The sequence below is a fragment of the Pseudomonas sp. SF2 genome (assembly GCF_036858055.1).
In the GTDB taxonomy this organism is placed as follows: Bacteria; Pseudomonadota; Gammaproteobacteria; order Pseudomonadales; family Pseudomonadaceae; genus Aquipseudomonas.
The window spans coordinates 1-18,696 of sequence record NZ_JAMBDI010000004.1; the positions used below are offsets into that span (position 1 = coordinate 1).

Consider the following 18,696-nt stretch of genomic DNA (forward strand, 5'->3'; position numbering starts at 1 on the left):
CTGTTTGGCTCGGCGGTGCCGTTGAGTACGGCGCCATTGCTCGGGTTGACCACCGGCGCAGCGGGTGCGAGCGCATCCACCGTGGTACTGCCCTGCGGGCCGGTATTGCCGGCCGGGTCCTGGGCCACGGCGTTGACCACCGTGCCGTTGGCCAGCGGTGTGGCCGGGGTAAAGGTCCAGTCACCGTTGCCGTCGGCAATAGTCTGGCCGATCGGGTTGCCGCTGCCATCGGTCAGGGTCACGGTGCTGCCCGGTTCTGCGGTGCCACTGATCGTGGTGCCATTGCTGGCGTTGACCACTGGTGCGGCCGGGGCCTGCGAATCCACTGTGGTGCTCGACGGAATACTGCTGTTGCCGGCTGCGTCCTGGGCCACCACATTGATTACTGTGCCATCAGCAATCGGCGTGGCCGGGGTGTAGGTCCAGTTGCCACTGCCATCGGCCGTCACCTGGCCGATCGGATTACCGCTGCCATCGGTGAGGGTCACGGTGCTGTTCGGCTCAGCGGTACCGCTGATCTCGGTGCCGTTGCTCGGGTCGACCGAGGGGGCCGACGGCGCCACGCCATCGATAATGGTGCTGGCGGGCGGGCTGCTGTTGCCGGCGGCATCCTCGACCACCGCGTTGACCACCGTGCCATCAGGCAGTTGGCTATCCGTGGGATACGACCAGTTGCCATTGCTGTCGGCTGTAGTGTGGCCGATGGGATTGCCGTTGCCATCGGTGAGGACCACAGTGCTGCCTGGCTCGGCGGTGCCGCTGAGGCTGCTGCCATCGCTCAGGTTGATGGTGGGCGCGCCCGGGGCCACGCCGTCCACGGTGGTGCTGCCCTGTCCGCTGGTGTTGCCGGTCGGGTCGGTTGCCGTGGCGTTGACCACGGTACCGTTGGCCAGCGGCGTGCCGGGGGTGAAACTCCAGTTGCCGCTGCCATCGGCGGTGATCTGGCCGATCGGATTGCCGCTGCCATCGGTCAGGGTCACGGTGCTGCCCGGCTCGGCGGTACCGCTGAGTTCGGTACCGTTACTCGGATTGATCACCGGTGCCGACGGCGCCACGCCATCGATGATGGTACTGGCGGGCGGGCTGCTGTTACCGGCGGCATCCTCGACCACCGCCTTGACCACCGTGCCATCTGGAAGCCGGGTGTCCGGGGTGTATGACCAGTTACCGTTGCCGTCGGCGGTAGTCTGGCCGATAGGGTTACCGTTGCCGTCGGTGAGCACCACGGTGCTGCCCGGCTCGGCGGTACCGCTTAGGCTGGAACCATTGCTCGGGTTGATCTGCGGCGCATCAGGAAAGTCAGGGGCCTGCACGGTCACGGGCGGGCTGCTGTTGCCGGCCGGATCGGTCACCACTACAGAAACCGTTTCGCCGTTGGTCAGTGGCGGGTTCAGCGGAATCTGGAAGTTGCCATCAGGGCCGACCACCACGCTTACATCCGTTTGCCCGTCGCCGTTGCTGTCGACGCCCACGGTGGCGCCCGGCTCGGCCTTGCCGCTGATGCTGCTGCCATCCGTGGCAATCTGCAGGCCGCTAGCCGGGGCCGGGGCCGTGGTGTCAGGCGGCACGCTGCCTTCACCACTGCCACCGCCACCACCACCATCGTTGCTATTGGCGATCGCAACGCCGCCACCGATGATCGCTGCGCCGGCCAGCAGTGCACCGCCAGGGCTCAGCCCGGCAACGGTGCTGTCGGCAGCAGTGAGCGAGTCGAACCCGGCAAGGCTTTCCTGGGGCACATAACCCGCCACCAGCGGCCCATCGGCAGCAACCGGCGGCAAGTCGACGGCCAGTAGTTTGTCCCGGTCAACCAGATACAACTGGCTTGCAGGCTGCCCCTCGACATAGAAGTTGGCAATGCGCAGGCTTTCGCCGGACTTCAGTTGTACGATCAGATCGGGACCGCTTTTTGTGTAGCCCGTCACGCTTTCAGGAGCAATATCCAGAACAACGTTACTGCTCTGGGTGAGTGTCAGTATTCCGTTGTTGGGGATTGCGATGGGGGCGGCAGAAGAAACACTTTGAGCGAGGGGAGATACCTTGGCCTGAATCGACATACCTGACAGTCCCTTTGTCAACAGCACGACCGAGCAGTCGCACTCGTATTTCCAGAAATAGCATGCCCTCCCTAAAACGCCAGTCGGTTTTCTATAAATAACTCGGAAAGACTTACAACGCTGACGACTACACCAACACGGCGACCCGAGTGTCCTGCTATTCCGAATTAAATAGTCACAAATAGTTTCTTGATCAATAAAATAAAGTTGACCTTATTTGGGAAAGCGTACGTAAAAGTACCTTCGGCCATGTTGATGGATGCAAACGGATGGCACTTCCCGGTCAGACCCACTCAACTGGACGCAGGCAAAAAATTGGCAGTCTCCTGGCCAAACTTGAGTTTGGCCACTTTGCTCAGAGACCAGCCACTGGTTTTGAACACATCAGCGCGGCGTCCAGCAGCCTGCCGTGGTCGTACCAGGCATCGCGTTGATAAGCCCTGAACTGTTGCCGGGCTCCCGTGCCCCGCACCTCGACCAAGCCACCCGCCTTGTTGGGGTCGGTGCTATCGACGAACAGTTTGACCGAGTTGTCACCATCGACCTGGTAGGTTTTCACACGCCCTGGAAGTTCGCTTTTGACGCACCCCAGGTACGCCGGCGTACTTCTTTCCGTGGCTCCGGACGCATACCCATGGCCCTCACGCACATCGGGGTCATGTGCGCAGCCTGCCATGAACAGTGTGGCGAAAGTAGACATCAGTATTGCGCCTGCTACCGACCTTGAGCTCTTCACGCGACACACTCCTGCTACCCCATCGAGTAACCTGGTAAAGTGTTGCCAAGCCGCATGCCCTTTTTTTGTTTTGGTTTGCCCATGTTACTGCTCAATGTCACCCGGGCATTAGGCTTGTTTGCTATATCGGTTCAAGGGGCGGGCTCTCCCCGCGAAGATAACCTGGTTCGTGGGTTACTCGGCATGTTCCAGATCGGCCAGCCTGGGCGAGCTTCCCTTGTTTTCCAGTGGGCTCGCACAGGCATGGCCGCAAGCGCATGGTCTTCTTGCGCGAGATTTCAGCTGGCGCTCGACTCGGGGCCTGCAGTGCCGTGTGGCCATGAACCCGACAGAGAGCGGGCAAGGCTTGCCCGAGCCGGGTTGTCACCCTGCCGAAGCCCCCGATTTCGGGTGCAACTGGGCCCACAAACGGGGATCAGGCGATGGCCTTCAGAAACACAAACGTCGCTGCCAGATCCAGGACCAGCACAGCAACCACAACGAAGATCATGTAGTAGCGGTCATTCTGAGTCATTTCTGCGTACCCCGCATGATCGATGCCTCAGGGTCGCAGCAATTCCCGTTCCAACATCCTGACACTGGACTGTCCCGCAAAGCGCTACATACAAGCTAAGCTCCACGTTCGGGCGCTTTTTCGATGGCCTCAGTACCCTGCATCTGCATCGTCGCTCTAGCGATCCATACCATCTGGCCAGAACCGGCCTTGAAGAGGATGCACCCATGGCGACAATCGAGACTCAAGCCCTAGCACAAGGGCTCTCGCAAGTAGAAAACAGCTGGCAAAAATATGTAGTTTCCCAAAAAAAAGCTGAAGGCCTGAACGGAGACGAGCTGAAGGCAGCCCTGAAAGCAAGTGCGCAGAACTATAAAAGATTCCAGAATCACAGCCAGCAATTTTATGCCGAGGTTCGCAAACGGGTGACGGATGCCGAAAAGCTGGAACACGACATGAAGCTTTATCCTCACCACTACACTTAAAGGGTTTGTTTGCGCTTATGTCCCAGGGGGCACGGCATTTTGCATTCCCTCCCTGGTGCCCTCGGGGGCGGGTTCAGGCCGACCTGGCCTGACGGATGGGCAGTTCGACCCTGAATGTCGTACCGACACCCACCTCGCTGTCTACGCGGATCTCGCCACCATGACGCTTGATGATTCCGTACGAAAGTGACAATCCCAGCCCGGTGCCCTGGCCGATGGGCTTCGTCGTGTAGAACGGATCGAAGATCTTTTGCAGGCTTTCGGCAGGAATGCCACACCCATTGTCTGCAACTTCGATCCACACCCAATTGTCACTGGCGCCGGTTCGCAGGGTAATTCTGCCACGCTCGGCGCCCATCGCCTGGGTGGCATTGACCAGCAGATTCATGATTACCTGATTGATCTGCGAAGGCAGGCACTCGACCTGCGGCAATGCGCCGTAATTCTTGACAAGGTCTGCCTTGTGCCTGAGTTCGCTGGCAACAATGTTCAATGTTGACTCTATGCCTTGATGCAGGTCTGCCAGTTGCCAGTCATGGCTGCTGTCTACTCGTGAAAAGTCCTTGAGGTCCTTGACGATCCGCGCAACGCGGCTGATACCGTCCTTGGATTCGCGGATCAGCGCCGGAATGTCCTCCAGCAAGTAGTCCAGCTCGATTTCCGTGCGCAATTTCGCCAGCTCCGCGCTGAGCCCGTTCGGAATCAGGGTATTTTCCGCGTCAGCATATGCCTTGAGCATGTCCTGCAAACGGTTGAAATAATCATCCAGTGCGCCGAGGTTGGACGAGACAAAACCAATCGGGTTATTGACCTCATGGGCGACGCCGGCTGCCAGCTGACCGAGCGAGGCGAGCTTTTCCGACTGGACCAACTGGTTTTCGAGTTGCCGGCGTTCATCCACCTCGCGCTGCAGTGCAGCGCTGGCTTGGGTGAGTGCCTGGGTGCGCCGTTCAACCCGCTGTTCCAATTCGTCGTTGGCGCTCACCAGCGCTCGGTTTACACGGTTAATTTCGGCATAGCTGCGCATTAGCCATATCCCCATGTACAGCAACAGCAACACCAGCAGGGTGGAAAACACCAGCAGGTAGAAATGGTATCGCTGAGCCGTTAGCGCTGCTGCTTGCTCGTCGCGGTCCAGCATCAGGGCAATGGCGTCCAGGCGCTCGGCGATCGGAACCGCCTCGATCGCTTCAAGCAGCTGATCGACCTTGGGTTGCTCACGAAGAATCAACTCTATGTGTTTGCTGATGGTATCGATAGGCACCTGAAAGTCGACAGGCAAGCGCTCCTTGTTGACCGAAAGATTGTTGAGTCCAACCAGGATGTCGGCAGCTTTTTCATCGGTTGTGGTCTGGGCAAACTCAAGGCTGCTTAGCATCAAGTCATAGGTATCGCTGGTGATTCTGCGCAGGCGCAGTGTATCGGCATCGACCAATTGACGAAGGTGCACCTGTATTACATCCGCTGCAGCCGGGAGAAAAGCCAGGGAGTTTCGCAGGATCGCATTGTGCGACTTGAAGCGCGAGACCAGCAGCACCTTGTCGTCGAAGGCTTGTTGGTAATCGCGAAAGGCCGTTTGCCAGGCAAGCATATCTGTTTGCGGGTGACGCCCCTCCAGCGTGCCGAATTCCCGCCAAAGACGTTTCATTTCCAGCAGCGGCAGCACCAGCGGGTCATAGTTGTAATTGGTAGTGGTGCGCGACTTGAGCACTGCGCCTTCCCACTGGGCATCGTACTGCTTGATCTGGCGAATCAGATCACGCGCCTGGGCGTAGGTACCATTCTCATCGGATTTGGACATCCAGTACAAATAGACCAGCACCGACGCCAGCGACATGGCACATGTAGCCAACAGCAGAAGACTGCGCCGCGCGTTCAATCTCATAGCGGCTTACCCTCCCACTGACCAGTGAGCGTCTGCAGAAACTTGATGATCAGCGCTTTATCATCGCCGCTCGGATTACGTCCCAACTGATAATGAAACATGGCATCGACAGCGGCTTCCAGGGTAGGCGCCGAACCGTCATGAAAGTAAGGGGCAGTGACCGCTACGTTTCGCAGGCTGGGAACTTTGAACAGATAGAGGTCATCCGGATCACCGGTCACGTTGTAGTGCCCCCGATCCACCTCGGCAACATTGCCACGGTTGGCGAAGTAGTCATCGAAAACACCGAACTTCTGCAGCATATTGCCGCCGATGTTCACGCCCTGATGGCAGGCTATGCAACCGTATTCCTGGAAGCGCTGATAGCCATGCTTCTCTTCCAGGCTGAGGCTGCTGGTATCCCCCTTCAGATAGCGATCGAAGCGTGAATCGGGTGTCAGCAAGGTACGCTGGTACGTGACGAGGGCATCCCTGGCATCGAGGGTAGTCACTGGCTTGCCATAGGCTTGGGCAAAACCAGCCTGGTAGGCCGGATCGCCAGCAATTCGTTGAACCACGGCAGACCAGCCATCTCCTTTGTCGTCCGCACTGCCGGTTGCCAGGTGCACCAGGCCGTCAAACGATTGCGCACGCCCATCCCAGAACTGCAGGAAGTTCAGGCTGGCGTTAAAAACGCTGGGGGTGTGAACTGCCAAGGGCTTGCCATCTGCACCAGGCGAGCGCACCTGCCCGTCCGCGCCACCACGGTCCAGGCGATGGCAATCAGCACAGGACTGGCTGTTATCGGGGGACAAACGCGGGTCATTGAACAGTTTGCGTCCCAGCTCCACCCGGGCAGGGTCAAGCTCAGGCACCGCCGGCAATGGCGTCAACGGCCCACCGATGCTCTGGGCAAACGCCAATGCTGGCAAAACCACAAGCATCGCGGAAACGATGCGAACCTGCAGACAGATCGGCACAGCGCAACCCTCCCTGGCGAGAAGCACCTGTCTCCGAGCATAGTGAGGCCAACCGACAAAAGCTAACAGCCGGGGCAAATATCATCTAGGCTGTGGCCAGGGACTAGTCTGGCTGAGACCGGCAAGGAGGGACCCATGGAGCTACCCGTTACCGATGGCACAGCAGACAAAGCCGTGATACTTCTGGTTGACGACGAACCCTCGATTCTCAACAGCCTTCGTCGTCTGCTACGCAACCAACCCTACGAACTCCTCCTCGCTGAAAACGGCGCCGATGCCTTGCAGTTACTCCAGCAGCGCCCGATCAACCTGGTGATGAGTGATGCACGCATGCCAAACATGGACGGGGCCACGCTGCTGGCGCACGTACATGAGCGTTTTCCCGACACGTTGCGCATTCTGCTTACGGGTTACGCTGACACGGACACCATCGCAAAAGCCATCAATGATGGGCATATCTATCGTTACATCAGCAAACCCTGGAATGATGAAGAGCTGGTGGTCACCTTGCGCCAGGCGTTGGCCCACCAACATTCGGAAAGCGAACGAAAGCGCCTGGAACAGCTCACTCAGGTTCAGATCAGGCAGCTCAAGGCGCTTAACGAAAGCCTTGAACAGCGTGTAGCGGCGCGCACCGCCGAGCTGCAACAAACTGCCGACATGCTTGACCTTGCCTATGAAGAACTCAAGCGCAGTTACGTGACCAGCACCGAGTTCTTTTCGCAGTTAGGCAACATGCGCCTGCCCAAGGCCAAGCAGACCAACCGGCAGGTCATAGAATTGATACGGGTGTATTGCGCCAGCCATGGGCTGGACGAAGGTACCTGTCGCAACCTGACCATGGCTGCAGCCCTCTACAACATCGGCAAGATGAGCTGGACCGACAGCATGCTCACCTGCCCTGCCGATCTCATACCTCCACAAGAGCGCGAACTATACCGGTCATACCCGAAACAGAGCGAAGCGCTGGTCATGACCCTGGAGCCAATGAAGGAGGCCGCACAACTCATACTTCACCACCAGGAACGGTGGGACGGCAGCGGTTTTCCGGGCCACCTGAAAGGCGCGGCAATTCCACTGGGCGCCCGCTGGCTGAAAATGGCCGTGGATTTCATCGAATTGCAGCGCGGACTGGTCCTGGATCGCCAGCTCAACAGCGATGAGGCACTGCTCTACATACGCAAATATTCTGGAAAGCTGTATGACCCAGACCTGGTGGAAGACTTCGTCAACGTCTGTGCCGAGTACATGCGTGACATTACCTTGACCGACCCGGCGATCAAGGTATTGAGCACCCACGAGCTGGCAGAGGGCATGATACTGGCGCGCAACCTCAATGCCGACAACGGCATGCTGTTATTGAATGCCGGCAAGGTACTGAGCGGTCTGCTGGTAAAAAAACTGATTGCCTTCGAAGAAATGGAAGGTGGCAAATACAGCGTGTTCGTCAGGATTCCCGAGCAGTCAGCCTGCCTGCAGCCGGCGCCCGCAGCGGCGGGCTGACCCGGTTGCGGGCAGGCGCTGAATCCGTTTGACCAGCATCGTGGCAAGCGCGGTGCCTGGCCGCCCCCGTATGACTGCCGTCTCACATATGCGACAATAGGTTCAATGTCTGGTCTCAACCCCCGCATTTATCGCCCAACAGCTCGGGCATGGCGTGCAGATGCTCTATCGACTTATGCGCGCTGGATTAACTCGTCCAACGACTGGCAGGAGCCGGAAAAGCTCCAGATTGGTCCGAAATTGGTCCGCAGCTGCGAAGAAGCCACGTAAGTTATTGATAGGTAAGCTCCTTGATCTCCACCGCCAACATCACCATGCAGTTCGGCTCCAAGCCGCTGTTCGAAAACGTTTCCGTCAAATTCAACAACGGCAACCGCTACGGCCTTATCGGCGCCAACGGTTGCGGCAAGTCGACCTTCATGAAGATCCTCGGCGGTGACCTGGAGCCGTCCGGTGGCCAGGTCATGCTCGAGCCAAACACTCGCCTGGGCAAACTGCGCCAGGACCAGTTCGCCTACGAGGAATTCACCGTGATCGACACGGTGATCATGGGCCACGGCCAGCTGTGGAAGGTCAAGGCCGAGCGTGACCGCATCTACTCGCTGCCGGAAATGACCGAGGAAGACGGCATGGCCGTCGCCGAGCTGGAAACCGAATTCGCCGAGATGGACGGCTACACCGCCGAATCCCGCGCCGGTGAACTGCTGCTGGGCCTGGGTATTCCGCTGGAACAGCACTTCGGCCCGATGAGCGAAGTGGCACCGGGCTGGAAGCTGCGCGTGCTGCTGGCCCAGGCGCTGTTCTCGGACCCGGACGTGCTGCTGCTCGACGAGCCGACCAACCACCTGGACATCAACACCATCCGCTGGCTGGAAACCATCCTCACCGCGCGTAACAGCACCATGGTGATCATTTCCCACGACCGGCACTTCCTCAACAGTGTCTGCACCCACATGGCCGACCTGGACTACGGCGAGCTGCGCGTGTTCCCGGGCAACTACGACGAGTACATGACCGCTGCCACCCAGGCCCGCGAGCAACTGCTGTCGGACAACGCCAAGAAGAAAGCCCAGATCGCTGAACTGCAGACCTTCGTCAGCCGCTTCTCGGCCAACGCCTCCAAGGCCAAGCAGGCCACCTCGCGGGCCAAGCAGATCGACAAGATCCAGTTGGCCGAGGTCAAGCCGTCGAGCCGGGTGAGCCCGTTCATCCGCTTCGAACAGACCAAGAAGCTGCACCGCCAGGCCGTTACCGTCGAGAAAATGGCCAAAGCCTTCGACGACAAGGTGCTGTTCAAGGACCTGGGCTTCACCATCGAAGCTGGCGAGCGCGTGGCGATCATCGGCCCCAACGGTATCGGCAAGACCACCCTGCTGCGCACCCTGGTCGGTGAAATGACCCCGGACAAGGGTGAAGTGAAGTGGACCGACAGCGCCGAAGTGGGCTACTACGCCCAGGACCACGCCCACGACTTCGAAGACGACATGACCTTGTTCGACTGGATGGGCCAGTGGACCTCCGGCGAACAGGTGATCCGCGGCACCCTCGGGCGCATGCTGTTCTCCAACGACGAGATCCTCAAGTCGGTGAAGGTGATTTCCGGTGGTGAGCAAGGCCGCATGCTGTTCGGCAAGCTGATCCTGCAGAAGCCGAACGTACTGGTGATGGACGAGCCGACCAACCACCTGGACATGGAATCGATCGAGGCGCTGAACCTGGCGCTGGAAAACTACCCGGGCACCCTGCTGTTCGTCAGCCACGACCGTGAGTTCGTGTCGTCGCTGGCCACGCGCATCATCGAGCTGTCGGCTGATGGCGTGGTGGACTTCAGCGGTACCTACGACGATTACCTGCGTAGCCAGGGCGTACTGGTCTGATTGACAGGGCGGCCTGGCCATGTTGTATGGCAGGGCCGACCTCTTCGCGGGTAAACCCGCTCCCACAGGGACTGCGTAGCATTTGAGGCCTATGCAAATCCTGTGGGAGCGGGTTCACCCGCGAACAATCCACCATCAATCCCACAGTCTGGCACTGCCCGACGAATAATTCGTTAGCCTGCTTTCATTTCCTTCACGCAACGGCCATGATGGGACCACGCCCAACCGCCCGCCCGCGAACGAGCCCATGACCGCGCAACAGCCCGTCCCCGCCAGCAACACGCTGCAAATCACCCTGCAGATCCTGTCGATCGTTTTCTACACCTTCATTGCCTTCCTCTGCATCGGCCTGCCCATCGCCGTGCTGCCCAGCCATGTGCACGACCAGTTGGGCTATGGCGCGGTGGTCGCCGGGCTGACCATTGGCCTGCAATACCTGGCCACCCTGCTCAGCCGCCCGTTTGCCGGGCGCGTGGCGGATACCTTGGGGGGCAAGCGGGCCATTCGCTTCGGCTTGCTGGGGATTGCCGGCTGCGGGGCGTTGACCCTGCTATCGGCCTGGACCCTGACGCTACCGCTGCTGAGCCTGGCGCTGTTGCTCGGCGGGCGCTTGCTGCTGGGCATCGCCCAAGGGCTGATCGGCGTGGCCACGCTGAGCTGGGGTATCAGCCAGGTCGGGCCCGAGCACACCGCCAGAGTGATTTCCTGGAACGGTATCGCCTCCTATGGCGCCATCGCCATCGGCGCCCCGTTGGGCGTACTGACCGTGGACGGGCTGGGCTTCAGCGTGCTGGGGCCGGCATTGCTGGTGCTGGCGGTATCGGCCCTGCTGGTGCTGCGCAGGCGGCCAGACGCGGTGGTGGTGCGCGGCGAGCGCCTGCCCTTCTGGTCGGCCTTCGGCCGCGTCGCACCGTGCGGCCTGGGCCTGACCCTGGCTTCTATCGGCTACGGCACCCTGACCACCTTCGTCACCCTGTATTACCTGGAGCGCGGCTGGGTGGGCGCGGCCTGGTGCCTGAGTGCCTTTGGCGTGTGCTTCATCATTTCGCGGCTGCTGTTCGTCAACGCAGTCAACCGTTTTGGCGGCTACAACGTCGCAGTCACGTGCATGGCCACTGAAGTGCTCGGCCTGAGCCTGCTGTGGCTGGCACCGTCGCCATCGTGGGCGCTGATCGGCGCCGGGCTTACTGGCTTCGGCCTGTCGCTGGTGTACCCGGCGCTGGGGGTGGAGGCGATCAAGCAGGTGCCTAGCAGCAGTCGTGGCGCAGGGCTGGGCGCCTACGCGGTGTTCTTCGACATCGCCCTGGCCATCGCCGGGCCGGTGATGGGCGCGGTGGCCGTGCACCTGGGCTATGCCTCGATCTTCTGTGTGGCGGCCCTGCTCGCCCTGGCCGGTGTCGGCCTAACGCTGTTGCTGGCGCGGCGCGCTGGTCGCGGCTGAACGCTCGGCCGGCTGCGGCGCGCCCAGCGTCTGGCTGAAGAACGCCGCGGTTTCACGCTGCAGTGAATGATGGATATGACGGCGGTCCACGCCTTCGGCGTCCTTGCACAGCGCCGGCATCCGCACGTATTGCTCGGCATCGCAATGGGCCATGAACACGAAGTGCCCGGCGCCGGCCAACAGGCGGTAGTCCGGTGTAACCGGCAGCTTGCGGGCCAGGGCTTCGGCGTTACGGTCCACAGCCACCAACTGGTCGCTGTCGCCACTGTAGATCAGTGCCGGCACCTGCACCCCGGCCAGGGCATGGCGCCCGAACAGCAGGCTCAGCGGTGCCATCAGCATCACCGCCCCCACCCGCTGGTCGGCTTCGGGCACCAGTTCGCTGCGATCGGCAATCAGCACACCGTGGGTCTTGCAGGCGTCGGCGTCATTCGGGCGCTCCAGGCAATACTGGCGCAGGCGGTCCAGGTCAGGGCGCGCGCCGGAGAGAATCAAGGCGGTTTCACCACCGGCCGAGTAGCCGATCACCCCCACCTTGCCGTCGTTCAGGTAGGGCCCCAGCAAGGCATCAGCGCGAGCGGCCGTGATGGCGGCACTGACTTGCAGCGGCCGGCCATACAGGTTGCTCAGGGTGCCCAGGCGACTGTGGTCGCGGGCGTTGTCCCCGGGGTGTACCACCGCTACCACGATAAAGCCCTGGCGCGCCAGCGACGTCGCCAGGTAGTGCAAGGCCAGCGGGCTGCCAGTGTTGCCGTGGGACAGCACCAGCAACGGGAACTGGCCCAACGCTACCGGCGCCTCTTCAGTCACGTTGACCGGGTAGCCATCGATGCGGCTGGTGCGGGTTTTGCCAATGGCCGGGTAGAACGCCAGCGCCTGCATGGGCCGGGCGTCGACCGGGTCGGCCAGGGTCATGTAGTGCAGGCCGGCAACCCAGGGCGCGGCCTCGGCGTGGGCCAGCAGGCCGCCGAGCAAGGCCAGCGCCAACACGCAGCGTGCAAGAGTCATCGGCCGGCGGTTCCTTGCAGGGCGAAGAGATAGCCCAGCATAGAACCGGCCTGGCCTGCGCCGGATGAAACCTGGATGAAACCGAAGTCATGCACTTCACGCTCGCACCCTATGCATTTGCGCTATTCGTCGAACCCGTGGCATAGATGCAGACCCACGTTCTTACGTGACCGTTTCGCGCCATTGAAGGAGATTCATGCATGAGCAAGCCCGCCTACGTACCACCCAAGGTCTGGCGCAACGACGCAGCGTCCGGCGGCCAGTTCGCCAGCATCAACCGCCCGGTTGCCGGCCCGACCCACGACAAGGACCTGCCGCTGGGCAAGCACCCGCTGCAGCTGTACTCCCTGGCCACGCCCAATGGCGTCAAGGTCACCATCGCCCTCGAAGAGCTGCTCGCGCAGGGCCACCAAGGTACCGAATATGATGCCTGGCTGATCCGCATTGGCGAGGGCGAGCAGTTCTCCAGCGGCTTCGTCCAGGTCAACCCCAACTCGAAAATCCCCGCCCTGCTCGACCGCAGCGTCGAGCCGCCGGTGCGGGTGTTCGAGTCGGGTTCGATCCTGCTGTACCTGGCAGAAAAATTCGGCGCCTTGCTGCCGAAAGCGCCAGCTGCACGCACCGAGAGCCTGAACTGGCTGTTCTGGCAGATGGGGGCGGCGCCTTACCTGGGCGGTGGCTTTGGCCACTTCTATGTGTATGCGCCGGAAAAGTTCGAGTACGCCATCAACCGTTTCACCATGGAAGCCAAGCGCCAGCTGGATGTGCTCGACCGGCGCCTGGCCGAAAGCCGCTACCTGGGCGGCGAGGAATACAGCATCGCCGACATCGCCGTGTGGCCGTGGTATGGCCAGCTGGTGCGCGGCAACCTGTATGGCGCGGCGGAGTTCCTGGCGGTGGACGAGTACCGACATGTGCAGCGCTGGGCCGAGGAGATTGCCTTGCGCCCGGCGGTACAGCGCGGCACCCGGGTGAACCGGACCTGGGGGGATGAAGCCAGCCAGGTGCCGGAGCGGCATGCGGCGGCAGACCTGGACGGTTGACGCGCCCCCTTGTGGGAGCGGCCTTGCGTCGCGAAAGGGGTGCGAAGCGCCCCCAGGGTCTTCGTATCACTGTGAAATCGCCGGGGCCGCTCTGCGGCCCTTTCGCGACGCAAGGCCGCTCCCACAAGAGTCCGTGCAGTGCTTGGGAAGGCCCCGACAATGCCCGCCTGCAAAAAACCATTTGCCCCCGCGCAAACCTGCGCCCGGCAAGCCCTTCTTGTACACTCCTCGCATTAGCCCCCACCTGCACATTTTTTTTTGGTGAACGCATGATCGAGGTAACCGAGGTTTCCATTGCCGAGCTGCGCGACGCGCTCGAATCGGGTCGCACGACGGCGGTCGAGCTGGTCCAGGCCTACCTGGCACGCATCGACGCCTACGATGGCGCCGACACCGCCACTGCCCTGAACGCCGTAGTGGTACGCAACCCCGAGGCACTGAAAGAAGCAGAGGCCTCCGACGCCCGTCGTGCCAAAGGCCAGGTCCTGAGCCCATTGGACGGCATCCCTTACACCGCCAAGGACAGCTATCTGGTCAAGGGCCTGACCGCTGCATCGGGCAGCCCGGCCTTCAAGGACCTGGTGGCCCAGCGCGACGCCTTCACCATCGAACGCCTGCGCGCCGCCGGCGCCGTGTGCCTGGGCAAGACCAACATGCCGCCCATGGCCAACGGCGGCATGCAGCGCGGCGTATATGGCCGCGCCGAAAGTCCGTACAACGCCAACTACCTGACCGCACCGTTCGCCTCGGGCTCGTCCAACGGTGCCGGCACCGCCACCGCCGCCAGCTTCAGTGCCTTCGGCCTGGCCGAAGAAACCTGGTCCAGCGGCCGCGGCCCGGCGTCCAACAACGGCCTGTGCGCCTATACCCCGTCGCGCGGGGTGATTTCGGTGCGTGGCAACTGGCCGCTCACACCGACCATGGACGTGGTGGTGCCCTATGCCCGCACCATGGCCGACCTGCTGGAAATTCTCGATGTAGTCGTAGCTGACGACGCCGACAAGCGTGGCGACCTGTGGCGCCTGCAACCCTGGGTGCCCATCCCGGCGGCTTCGACGGTGCGCCCGGCTTCGTACCTGGACCTGGCCGTTGATGCCAGCGCGCTCAAGGGCAAGCGCTTTGGCGTGCCGCGCATGTACATCAATGCCGATGCCGAGGCCGGTACTTCCGAAAAGCCTGGCATTGGCGGCCCGACCGGCCAGCGCATCAACACCCGCGCCACGGTGATCGACCTGTGGCAGCAGGCCCGGCAGGCACTGGAAGCGGCCGGTGCCGAAGTGCTGGAAGTGGACTTCCCGCTGGTGTCGAACTGCGAAGGTGATCGCCCGGGCGCACCGACGGTGTACAACCGCGGCATCGTCAGCAAGGAGTTCCTGCATGACGAACTGTGGGAGCTGTCGGGTTGGGCCTTTGACGACTTCCTGCGCGCCAATGGTGACCCCAGGCTCAACCGCCTGGCCGACGTCGACGGGCCGCAGATTTTCCCCCACGACCCGGGCACCCTGCCCAACCGTGAGGACGACCTGGCTGCCGGCATGGACGAATACGTCAACATGGCCAAGCGTGGCCTGAAGACCTGGGACCAGATCGAGACCCTGCCCGACGGCCTGCGCGGTCTGGAGCAGACCCGCAAGATGGACCTGGAAGACTGGATGGACAAGCTGGGCCTGGATGCGGTGCTGTTCCCCACCGTGGCCGATGTGGCCCCGGCTGACTCCGACGTCAACCCGGTATCGGCCGACATCGCCTGGAGCAACGGAATCTGGGTGGCCAACGGCAACCTGGCGATCCGTCACCTGGGGGTGCCGACCGTGACTGTGCCGATGGGCGTGATGGCCGATATCGGCATGCCAGTGGGGTTGACCTTTGCGGGCCGGGCTTACAGCGACAATGCGCTGCTTAGCTTCGGTGCAGCCTTCGAGGCGACCGGGTCGCGGCGGATGATCCCGCCGCGTACCCCGGCCCTGAGCTGAGGTCTGAAGGGGCTGCTTTGCAGCCCATTCGCGGGTAAACCCGCTCCCACAGGGCCCCCACAGTACTCAAGACCTGTGGTGAACCTGTGGGAGCGGGTTTACCCGCGAATGGACCTGAAAAAGCAAATCGCAAAATTCAACTTCATGTGTAAAAATACACAAAACGTTGATTTTTCGATCTGCCATGCCTATCACCCCCAGCGAAGAACGCCAGCTCACCCTCACCGTCCTCAAGGCCGCCATCCAGGCCCTGGGCAGCGTTGCCGCGCGCAACATGGAAATCCTTTTGCACGACCTCGACCACCCGGAACACTCCGTGGTGGCGATCGTCAACGGCCACCTTTCCGGCCGCAGCGTCGGTAGCCCGATCCTCGCCGCCCCGGAACAGGACCAAGGTTTCAAGGCACTGATGCAGGCGTCGGCCGACCAGCACGGCTGCGCGCCGGTAGTGCTGCCCGACTACCCTACCACCCTCAAGGGCCGCACCCTGCGCAGCGCCACGGCGATCTTCCGCGACCGCAGCGGGCACCCCTTCGCCAGCCTCTGTGTCAACACCGACGTCACCGGCCTCGACGCCGCCATGAGTTTTCTCCAGCAGTTCCAGCCGCTGGGGGCGGCGCCTGCCGTCAGTGAACCCGCCGACATGGAACTGCTGATGAGCGAGATAATCCAGGCATCCCTGCAGCGCAGCGGCCAAGGGCGGATGAACAAGCAGGCCAAGGTCGAGGCCGTACGAGTGATGCAGGAGCGTGGCCTGTTCATCGTCAAGGGCGGCGTGGAAAAGGCCGCCAGCGCCCTTGGCGTGACCCGCTACACCGTTTACAACTACCTTGAGCAACTGCGCGGAGCCAGCCAATGACCTTGCATATTCATACCCCCCTGATCGAATCCCGGCCGCTTTCGCTGGCCGCTGGCCGCAACGTCTGGCTCAAGCTCGAGGCCCTGCAGCCCTGCGGCTCGTTCAAGTTGCGCGGCGTAGGCCACGCCTGCGAGGTGCACCATGCCCGTGGCGCGCGGCATTTCGTGTCTTCCTCGGGCGGCAACGCGGGCCTGGCAGTGGCCTATGCCGGGCGCAAGCTGGGCGTACCAGTGACCGTGGTGGTGCCCGAGACCACCACTGAGCGGGCCAAGGAACTGCTGCGCCTGGAGGACGCACAGGTAGTGGTGCATGGCAGCTCCTGGCAAGAAGCCAACGCCCTGGCGCAGACCCTGGTCGGCCCGGATGACGCCTTCATCCACCCATTTGACGACCCGCTGCTGTGGGCCGGGCATGCCAGCCTGGTGGATGAAGTCGCCGAGGCCGGCGTGAAGCCGGATGCCGTTGTGTTGTCGGTCGGCGGTGGCGGTTTGCTCAGTGGCGTGGTCGAGGGGCTGCAGCGCAACGGCTGGGGCGATGTGCCGGTGCTGGCAGTGGAAACCGAAGGCGCGGCATCGCTGCATGCGGCCATCCAGGCGGGGCATTCGGTGGAGCTGGAACGTATTGCCTCGGTGGCGACGTCGCTGGGGGCCAAGCGTGTGGCTGACCAGGCGCTGGTGTGCGTGCAGCAGCATCCGGTGCACAGCCATCTGGTCAGTGACCGCGCTGCCCTGGAAGCCTGCGAGCGGTTCCTGCGAGACCATCGCGTGCTGGTGGAACCTGCCTGTGGGGCGGCGTTGGCACTGGCCTATGCACCAGGCGCCCTGGCGCAGTACCAGAATGTGCTGGTGGTGGTTTGTGGCGGGGCTACCGCCACGCTGGAGCAGATCCAGGCGTGGTTGAAGCAGGTTGATTGAGGTTACCTGTACCGGCCTCCTCGCGGGTAAACCCGCTCCCACAAGTACTGTATTGGCATCAAGGGTTGTGTAAGCTGACGCGGTTCCTGTGGGAGCGGGCAAGCCCGCGAACACCGGCGAAGCCGGTGCCATCCAATCCAACGCTCATCGGATTCTCCTTGAGACACACGGTTGCTGATTACGATAGTCACATGCCGCTGTTCTACTAAGCCCGCCGCAACCGGAAAAATCCCCTCGCAACGGCGTCAACCACGACGAAATGCGTAACCCACCCTTTCGGTCTGCGGCAAGTGAAGGCACAATGCGTGTCCTTTTTTTGGCCGGCCTGGCCGGGGGCCTTTAAATGATCAAGACGCCGTACTACCTCATCGATAAAACCAAGCTGCTGGGCAACATGGAGAAGATCGCCTACGTGCGCGAACACTCCGGTGCCAAGGCGCTGCTCGCCCTCAAGTGCTTTGCCACCTGGTCGGTCTTCGACCTGATGCAACAATACATGGACGGCACCACCTCTTCGTCGCTGTACGAGCTCAAGCTCGGCCGCCAGAAATTCGCCGGCGAAACCCACGCCTACAGCGTGGCCTGGGCCGACGACGAGGTCGAGGAAATGCTCGATAACTGCGACAAGATCATCTTCAACTCGATCGGCCAACTGCAACGCTTTGCCGCTCAGTCCGAAGGCAAGGTCCGCGGCCTGCGCGTCAACCCGCAGGTCAGCAGCTCCGACTACCTGCTGGCCGACCCGGCCCGCCCGTTCAGCCGCCTGGGCGAATGGGACCCGGCCAAGGTCGAACAGGTGATCGAGCAGATCTCCGGCTTCATGTTCCACAACAACTGTGAGAACGGCGACTTCGGCCTGTTCGACAAGATGCTCACGCACATCGAAGAACGCTTCGGGCACCTGCTGCACAAGGTCGAGTGGGTCAGCCTCGGTGGCGGCATCCACTTCACCGGTGAGGACTACGCGCTGGACGCCTTCTGTGCGCGCCTGAAAGCCTTCTCGGAAAAGTACGGCGTGCAGGTGTACCTGGAGCCGGGCGAAGCGGCCATCACCAACAGCGCTTCGCTGGAAGTGACCGTGCTCGATACCCTGTACAACGGCAAGCACCTGGCCGTGGTCGACAGCTCGATCGAAGCACACATGCTCGACCTGCTGATCTACCGCCTCAACGCCAAGATGGCCCCCAACGACGGCGCGCATACCTACATGGTCTGCGGCAAGTCGTGCCTGGCCGGTGACATCTTCGGCGAGTACCAATTCGATCGTCCGCTGGCCATCGGTGATCGCCTGTCGTTCGTCGACGCGGCGGGTTACACCATGGTCAAGAAAAACTGGTTCAACGGTCTGAAAATGCCATCCATCGTGGTCAAGCAACTCGACGGCAGCGTCGAAGTGGTGCGCGAGTTCGGTTTCGAAGACTACGTTTCCAGCCTGTCGTAAGACCGGCTTTCAGTAAGGAGCA

General features: G+C 61.9%; 14 protein-coding genes and 1 pseudogene. 10 read left to right on the forward strand and 5 right to left on the reverse strand.

The genetic code is table 11. From position 1 onward, the window contains the following. A partial coding sequence (locus tag M2S36_RS01300; RefSeq protein ID WP_333956570.1) for an Ig-like domain-containing protein occupies nt 1–2,057 on the reverse strand: 2,057 nt, incomplete at its 3' end. Nucleotides 2,058–2,412: 355 nt separating this feature from the next. Continuing rightward, nucleotides 2,413–2,757 (reverse strand): hypothetical protein, encoded by a 345-nt coding sequence (locus M2S36_RS01305; RefSeq protein ID WP_207834881.1) that lies wholly within the window; start codon nt 2,755–2,757, stop codon nt 2,413–2,415. A 756-nt stretch (nt 2,758–3,513) separates the two neighbouring features. Here M2S36_RS01305 and M2S36_RS01310 point away from each other — a divergent pair. Continuing rightward, a complete protein-coding gene (locus M2S36_RS01310) occupies nt 3,514–3,771 on the forward strand; it encodes a hypothetical protein (protein ID WP_207834883.1) in 258 nt (85 codons plus the stop codon). 73 nt (nt 3,772–3,844) lie between these two features. Here the strand turns inward: M2S36_RS01310 and M2S36_RS01315 are convergent, their stop codons facing one another. Then, nucleotides 3,845–5,656 carry a DAHL domain-containing protein gene (locus M2S36_RS01315; protein ID WP_233687401.1) on the reverse strand — a complete coding sequence of 604 codons (1,812 nt, stop codon included), beginning with the start codon at nt 5,654–5,656 and terminating at the stop codon, nt 3,845–3,847. Beyond that, a complete protein-coding gene (locus M2S36_RS01320) occupies nt 5,653–6,579 on the reverse strand; it encodes a cytochrome-c peroxidase (RefSeq protein ID WP_333956657.1) in 927 nt (308 codons plus the stop codon). Before M2S36_RS01320 ends, M2S36_RS01315 begins: the two co-directional genes overlap by 4 nt. A gap of 171 nt (nt 6,580–6,750) precedes the next feature. Between M2S36_RS01320 and M2S36_RS01325 the strand changes: the two genes are divergently transcribed. The 4 genes and pseudogenes from M2S36_RS01325 to M2S36_RS01340 all read left to right on the forward strand — a co-directional run bounded on the left by M2S36_RS01325 (nt 6,751) and on the right by M2S36_RS01340 (nt 11,436). Then, nucleotides 6,751–8,118, forward strand: coding sequence for an HD domain-containing phosphohydrolase (locus M2S36_RS01325; RefSeq protein WP_333956572.1), 1,368 nt, complete (start codon nt 6,751–6,753; stop codon nt 8,116–8,118). 63 nt (nt 8,119–8,181) lie between these two features. Beyond that, nucleotides 8,182–8,388 (forward strand): annotated as a pseudogene (locus M2S36_RS01330) (site-specific integrase); the annotation flags it as partial. A gap of 20 nt (nt 8,389–8,408) precedes the next feature. Next, complete coding sequence (locus tag M2S36_RS01335; protein ID WP_075045122.1) at nt 8,409–9,995, forward strand: ABC-F family ATPase; 1,587 nt, start codon at nt 8,409–8,411, stop codon at nt 9,993–9,995. Between the two features lie 247 nt (nt 9,996–10,242). Continuing rightward, nucleotides 10,243–11,436, forward strand: a complete 1,194-nt coding sequence (locus M2S36_RS01340; protein ID WP_333956573.1) for an MFS transporter — start codon at nt 10,243–10,245, stop codon at nt 11,434–11,436. On the opposite strand, the gene M2S36_RS01345 is transcribed toward M2S36_RS01340, so the two are convergent. After that, a complete protein-coding gene (locus tag M2S36_RS01345; RefSeq protein ID WP_333956574.1) occupies nt 11,398–12,444 on the reverse strand; it encodes an alpha/beta hydrolase family protein in 1,047 nt (348 codons plus the stop codon). The two genes, M2S36_RS01340 and M2S36_RS01345, sit on opposite strands and share 39 nt — an antisense overlap. Nucleotides 12,445–12,644: 200 nt before the next feature. Between M2S36_RS01345 and yghU the strand changes: the two genes are divergently transcribed. The 5 genes from yghU (at nt 12,645) to M2S36_RS01370 (ending at nt 18,674) form a co-directional block, all read left to right on the forward strand. After that, nucleotides 12,645–13,487: a glutathione-dependent disulfide-bond oxidoreductase gene (gene yghU, locus M2S36_RS01350; protein WP_333956575.1), complete on the forward strand. Its 843-nt coding sequence runs from the start codon at nt 12,645–12,647 to the stop codon at nt 13,485–13,487. A 269-nt stretch (nt 13,488–13,756) separates the two neighbouring features. Next, nucleotides 13,757–15,460 carry an amidase gene (locus M2S36_RS01355; RefSeq protein WP_063914811.1) on the forward strand — a complete coding sequence of 568 codons (1,704 nt, stop codon included), beginning with the start codon at nt 13,757–13,759 and terminating at the stop codon, nt 15,458–15,460. Nucleotides 15,461–15,644: 184 nt separating this feature from the next. Next, complete coding sequence (locus tag M2S36_RS01360; RefSeq protein WP_207834933.1) at nt 15,645–16,319, forward strand: helix-turn-helix transcriptional regulator; 675 nt, start codon at nt 15,645–15,647, stop codon at nt 16,317–16,319. Further along, nucleotides 16,316–17,233, forward strand: coding sequence for a pyridoxal-phosphate dependent enzyme (locus M2S36_RS01365; protein ID WP_207834935.1), 918 nt, complete (start codon nt 16,316–16,318; stop codon nt 17,231–17,233). Before M2S36_RS01360 ends, M2S36_RS01365 begins: the two co-directional genes overlap by 4 nt. Before the next feature lie 343 nt (nt 17,234–17,576). After that, nucleotides 17,577–18,674, forward strand: coding sequence for a carboxynorspermidine decarboxylase (locus tag M2S36_RS01370; RefSeq protein ID WP_333956576.1), 1,098 nt, complete (start codon nt 17,577–17,579; stop codon nt 18,672–18,674). Nucleotides 18,675–18,696 lie beyond the last annotated feature (22 nt).

What these genes read in the sequence shown, in the direction of transcription:
- M2S36_RS01305 (WP_207834881.1), bottom strand. Translation starts at nt 2,757, where the DNA reads ATGTCTACTTTCGCCACACTGTTCATGGCAGGCTGCGCACATGACCCC.
- M2S36_RS01310 (WP_207834883.1), top strand. Translation starts at nt 3,514, where the DNA reads ATGGCGACAATCGAGACTCAAGCCCTAGCACAAGGGCTCTCGCAAGTA.
- M2S36_RS01315 (WP_233687401.1), bottom strand. Translation starts at nt 5,656, where the DNA reads ATGAGATTGAACGCGCGGCGCAGTCTTCTGCTGTTGGCTACATGTGCC.
- M2S36_RS01320 (WP_333956657.1), bottom strand. Translation starts at nt 6,579, where the DNA reads ATGCTTGTGGTTTTGCCAGCATTGGCGTTTGCCCAGAGCATCGGTGGG.
- M2S36_RS01325 (WP_333956572.1), top strand. Translation starts at nt 6,751, where the DNA reads ATGGAGCTACCCGTTACCGATGGCACAGCAGACAAAGCCGTGATACTT.
- M2S36_RS01340 (WP_333956573.1), top strand. Translation starts at nt 10,243, where the DNA reads ATGACCGCGCAACAGCCCGTCCCCGCCAGCAACACGCTGCAAATCACC.
- M2S36_RS01345 (WP_333956574.1), bottom strand. Translation starts at nt 12,444, where the DNA reads ATGACTCTTGCACGCTGCGTGTTGGCGCTGGCCTTGCTCGGCGGCCTG.
- yghU (WP_333956575.1), top strand. Translation starts at nt 12,645, where the DNA reads ATGAGCAAGCCCGCCTACGTACCACCCAAGGTCTGGCGCAACGACGCA.
- M2S36_RS01355 (WP_063914811.1), top strand. Translation starts at nt 13,757, where the DNA reads ATGATCGAGGTAACCGAGGTTTCCATTGCCGAGCTGCGCGACGCGCTC.
- M2S36_RS01360 (WP_207834933.1), top strand. Translation starts at nt 15,645, where the DNA reads ATGCCTATCACCCCCAGCGAAGAACGCCAGCTCACCCTCACCGTCCTC.
- M2S36_RS01365 (WP_207834935.1), top strand. Translation starts at nt 16,316, where the DNA reads ATGACCTTGCATATTCATACCCCCCTGATCGAATCCCGGCCGCTTTCG.
- M2S36_RS01370 (WP_333956576.1), top strand. Translation starts at nt 17,577, where the DNA reads ATGATCAAGACGCCGTACTACCTCATCGATAAAACCAAGCTGCTGGGC.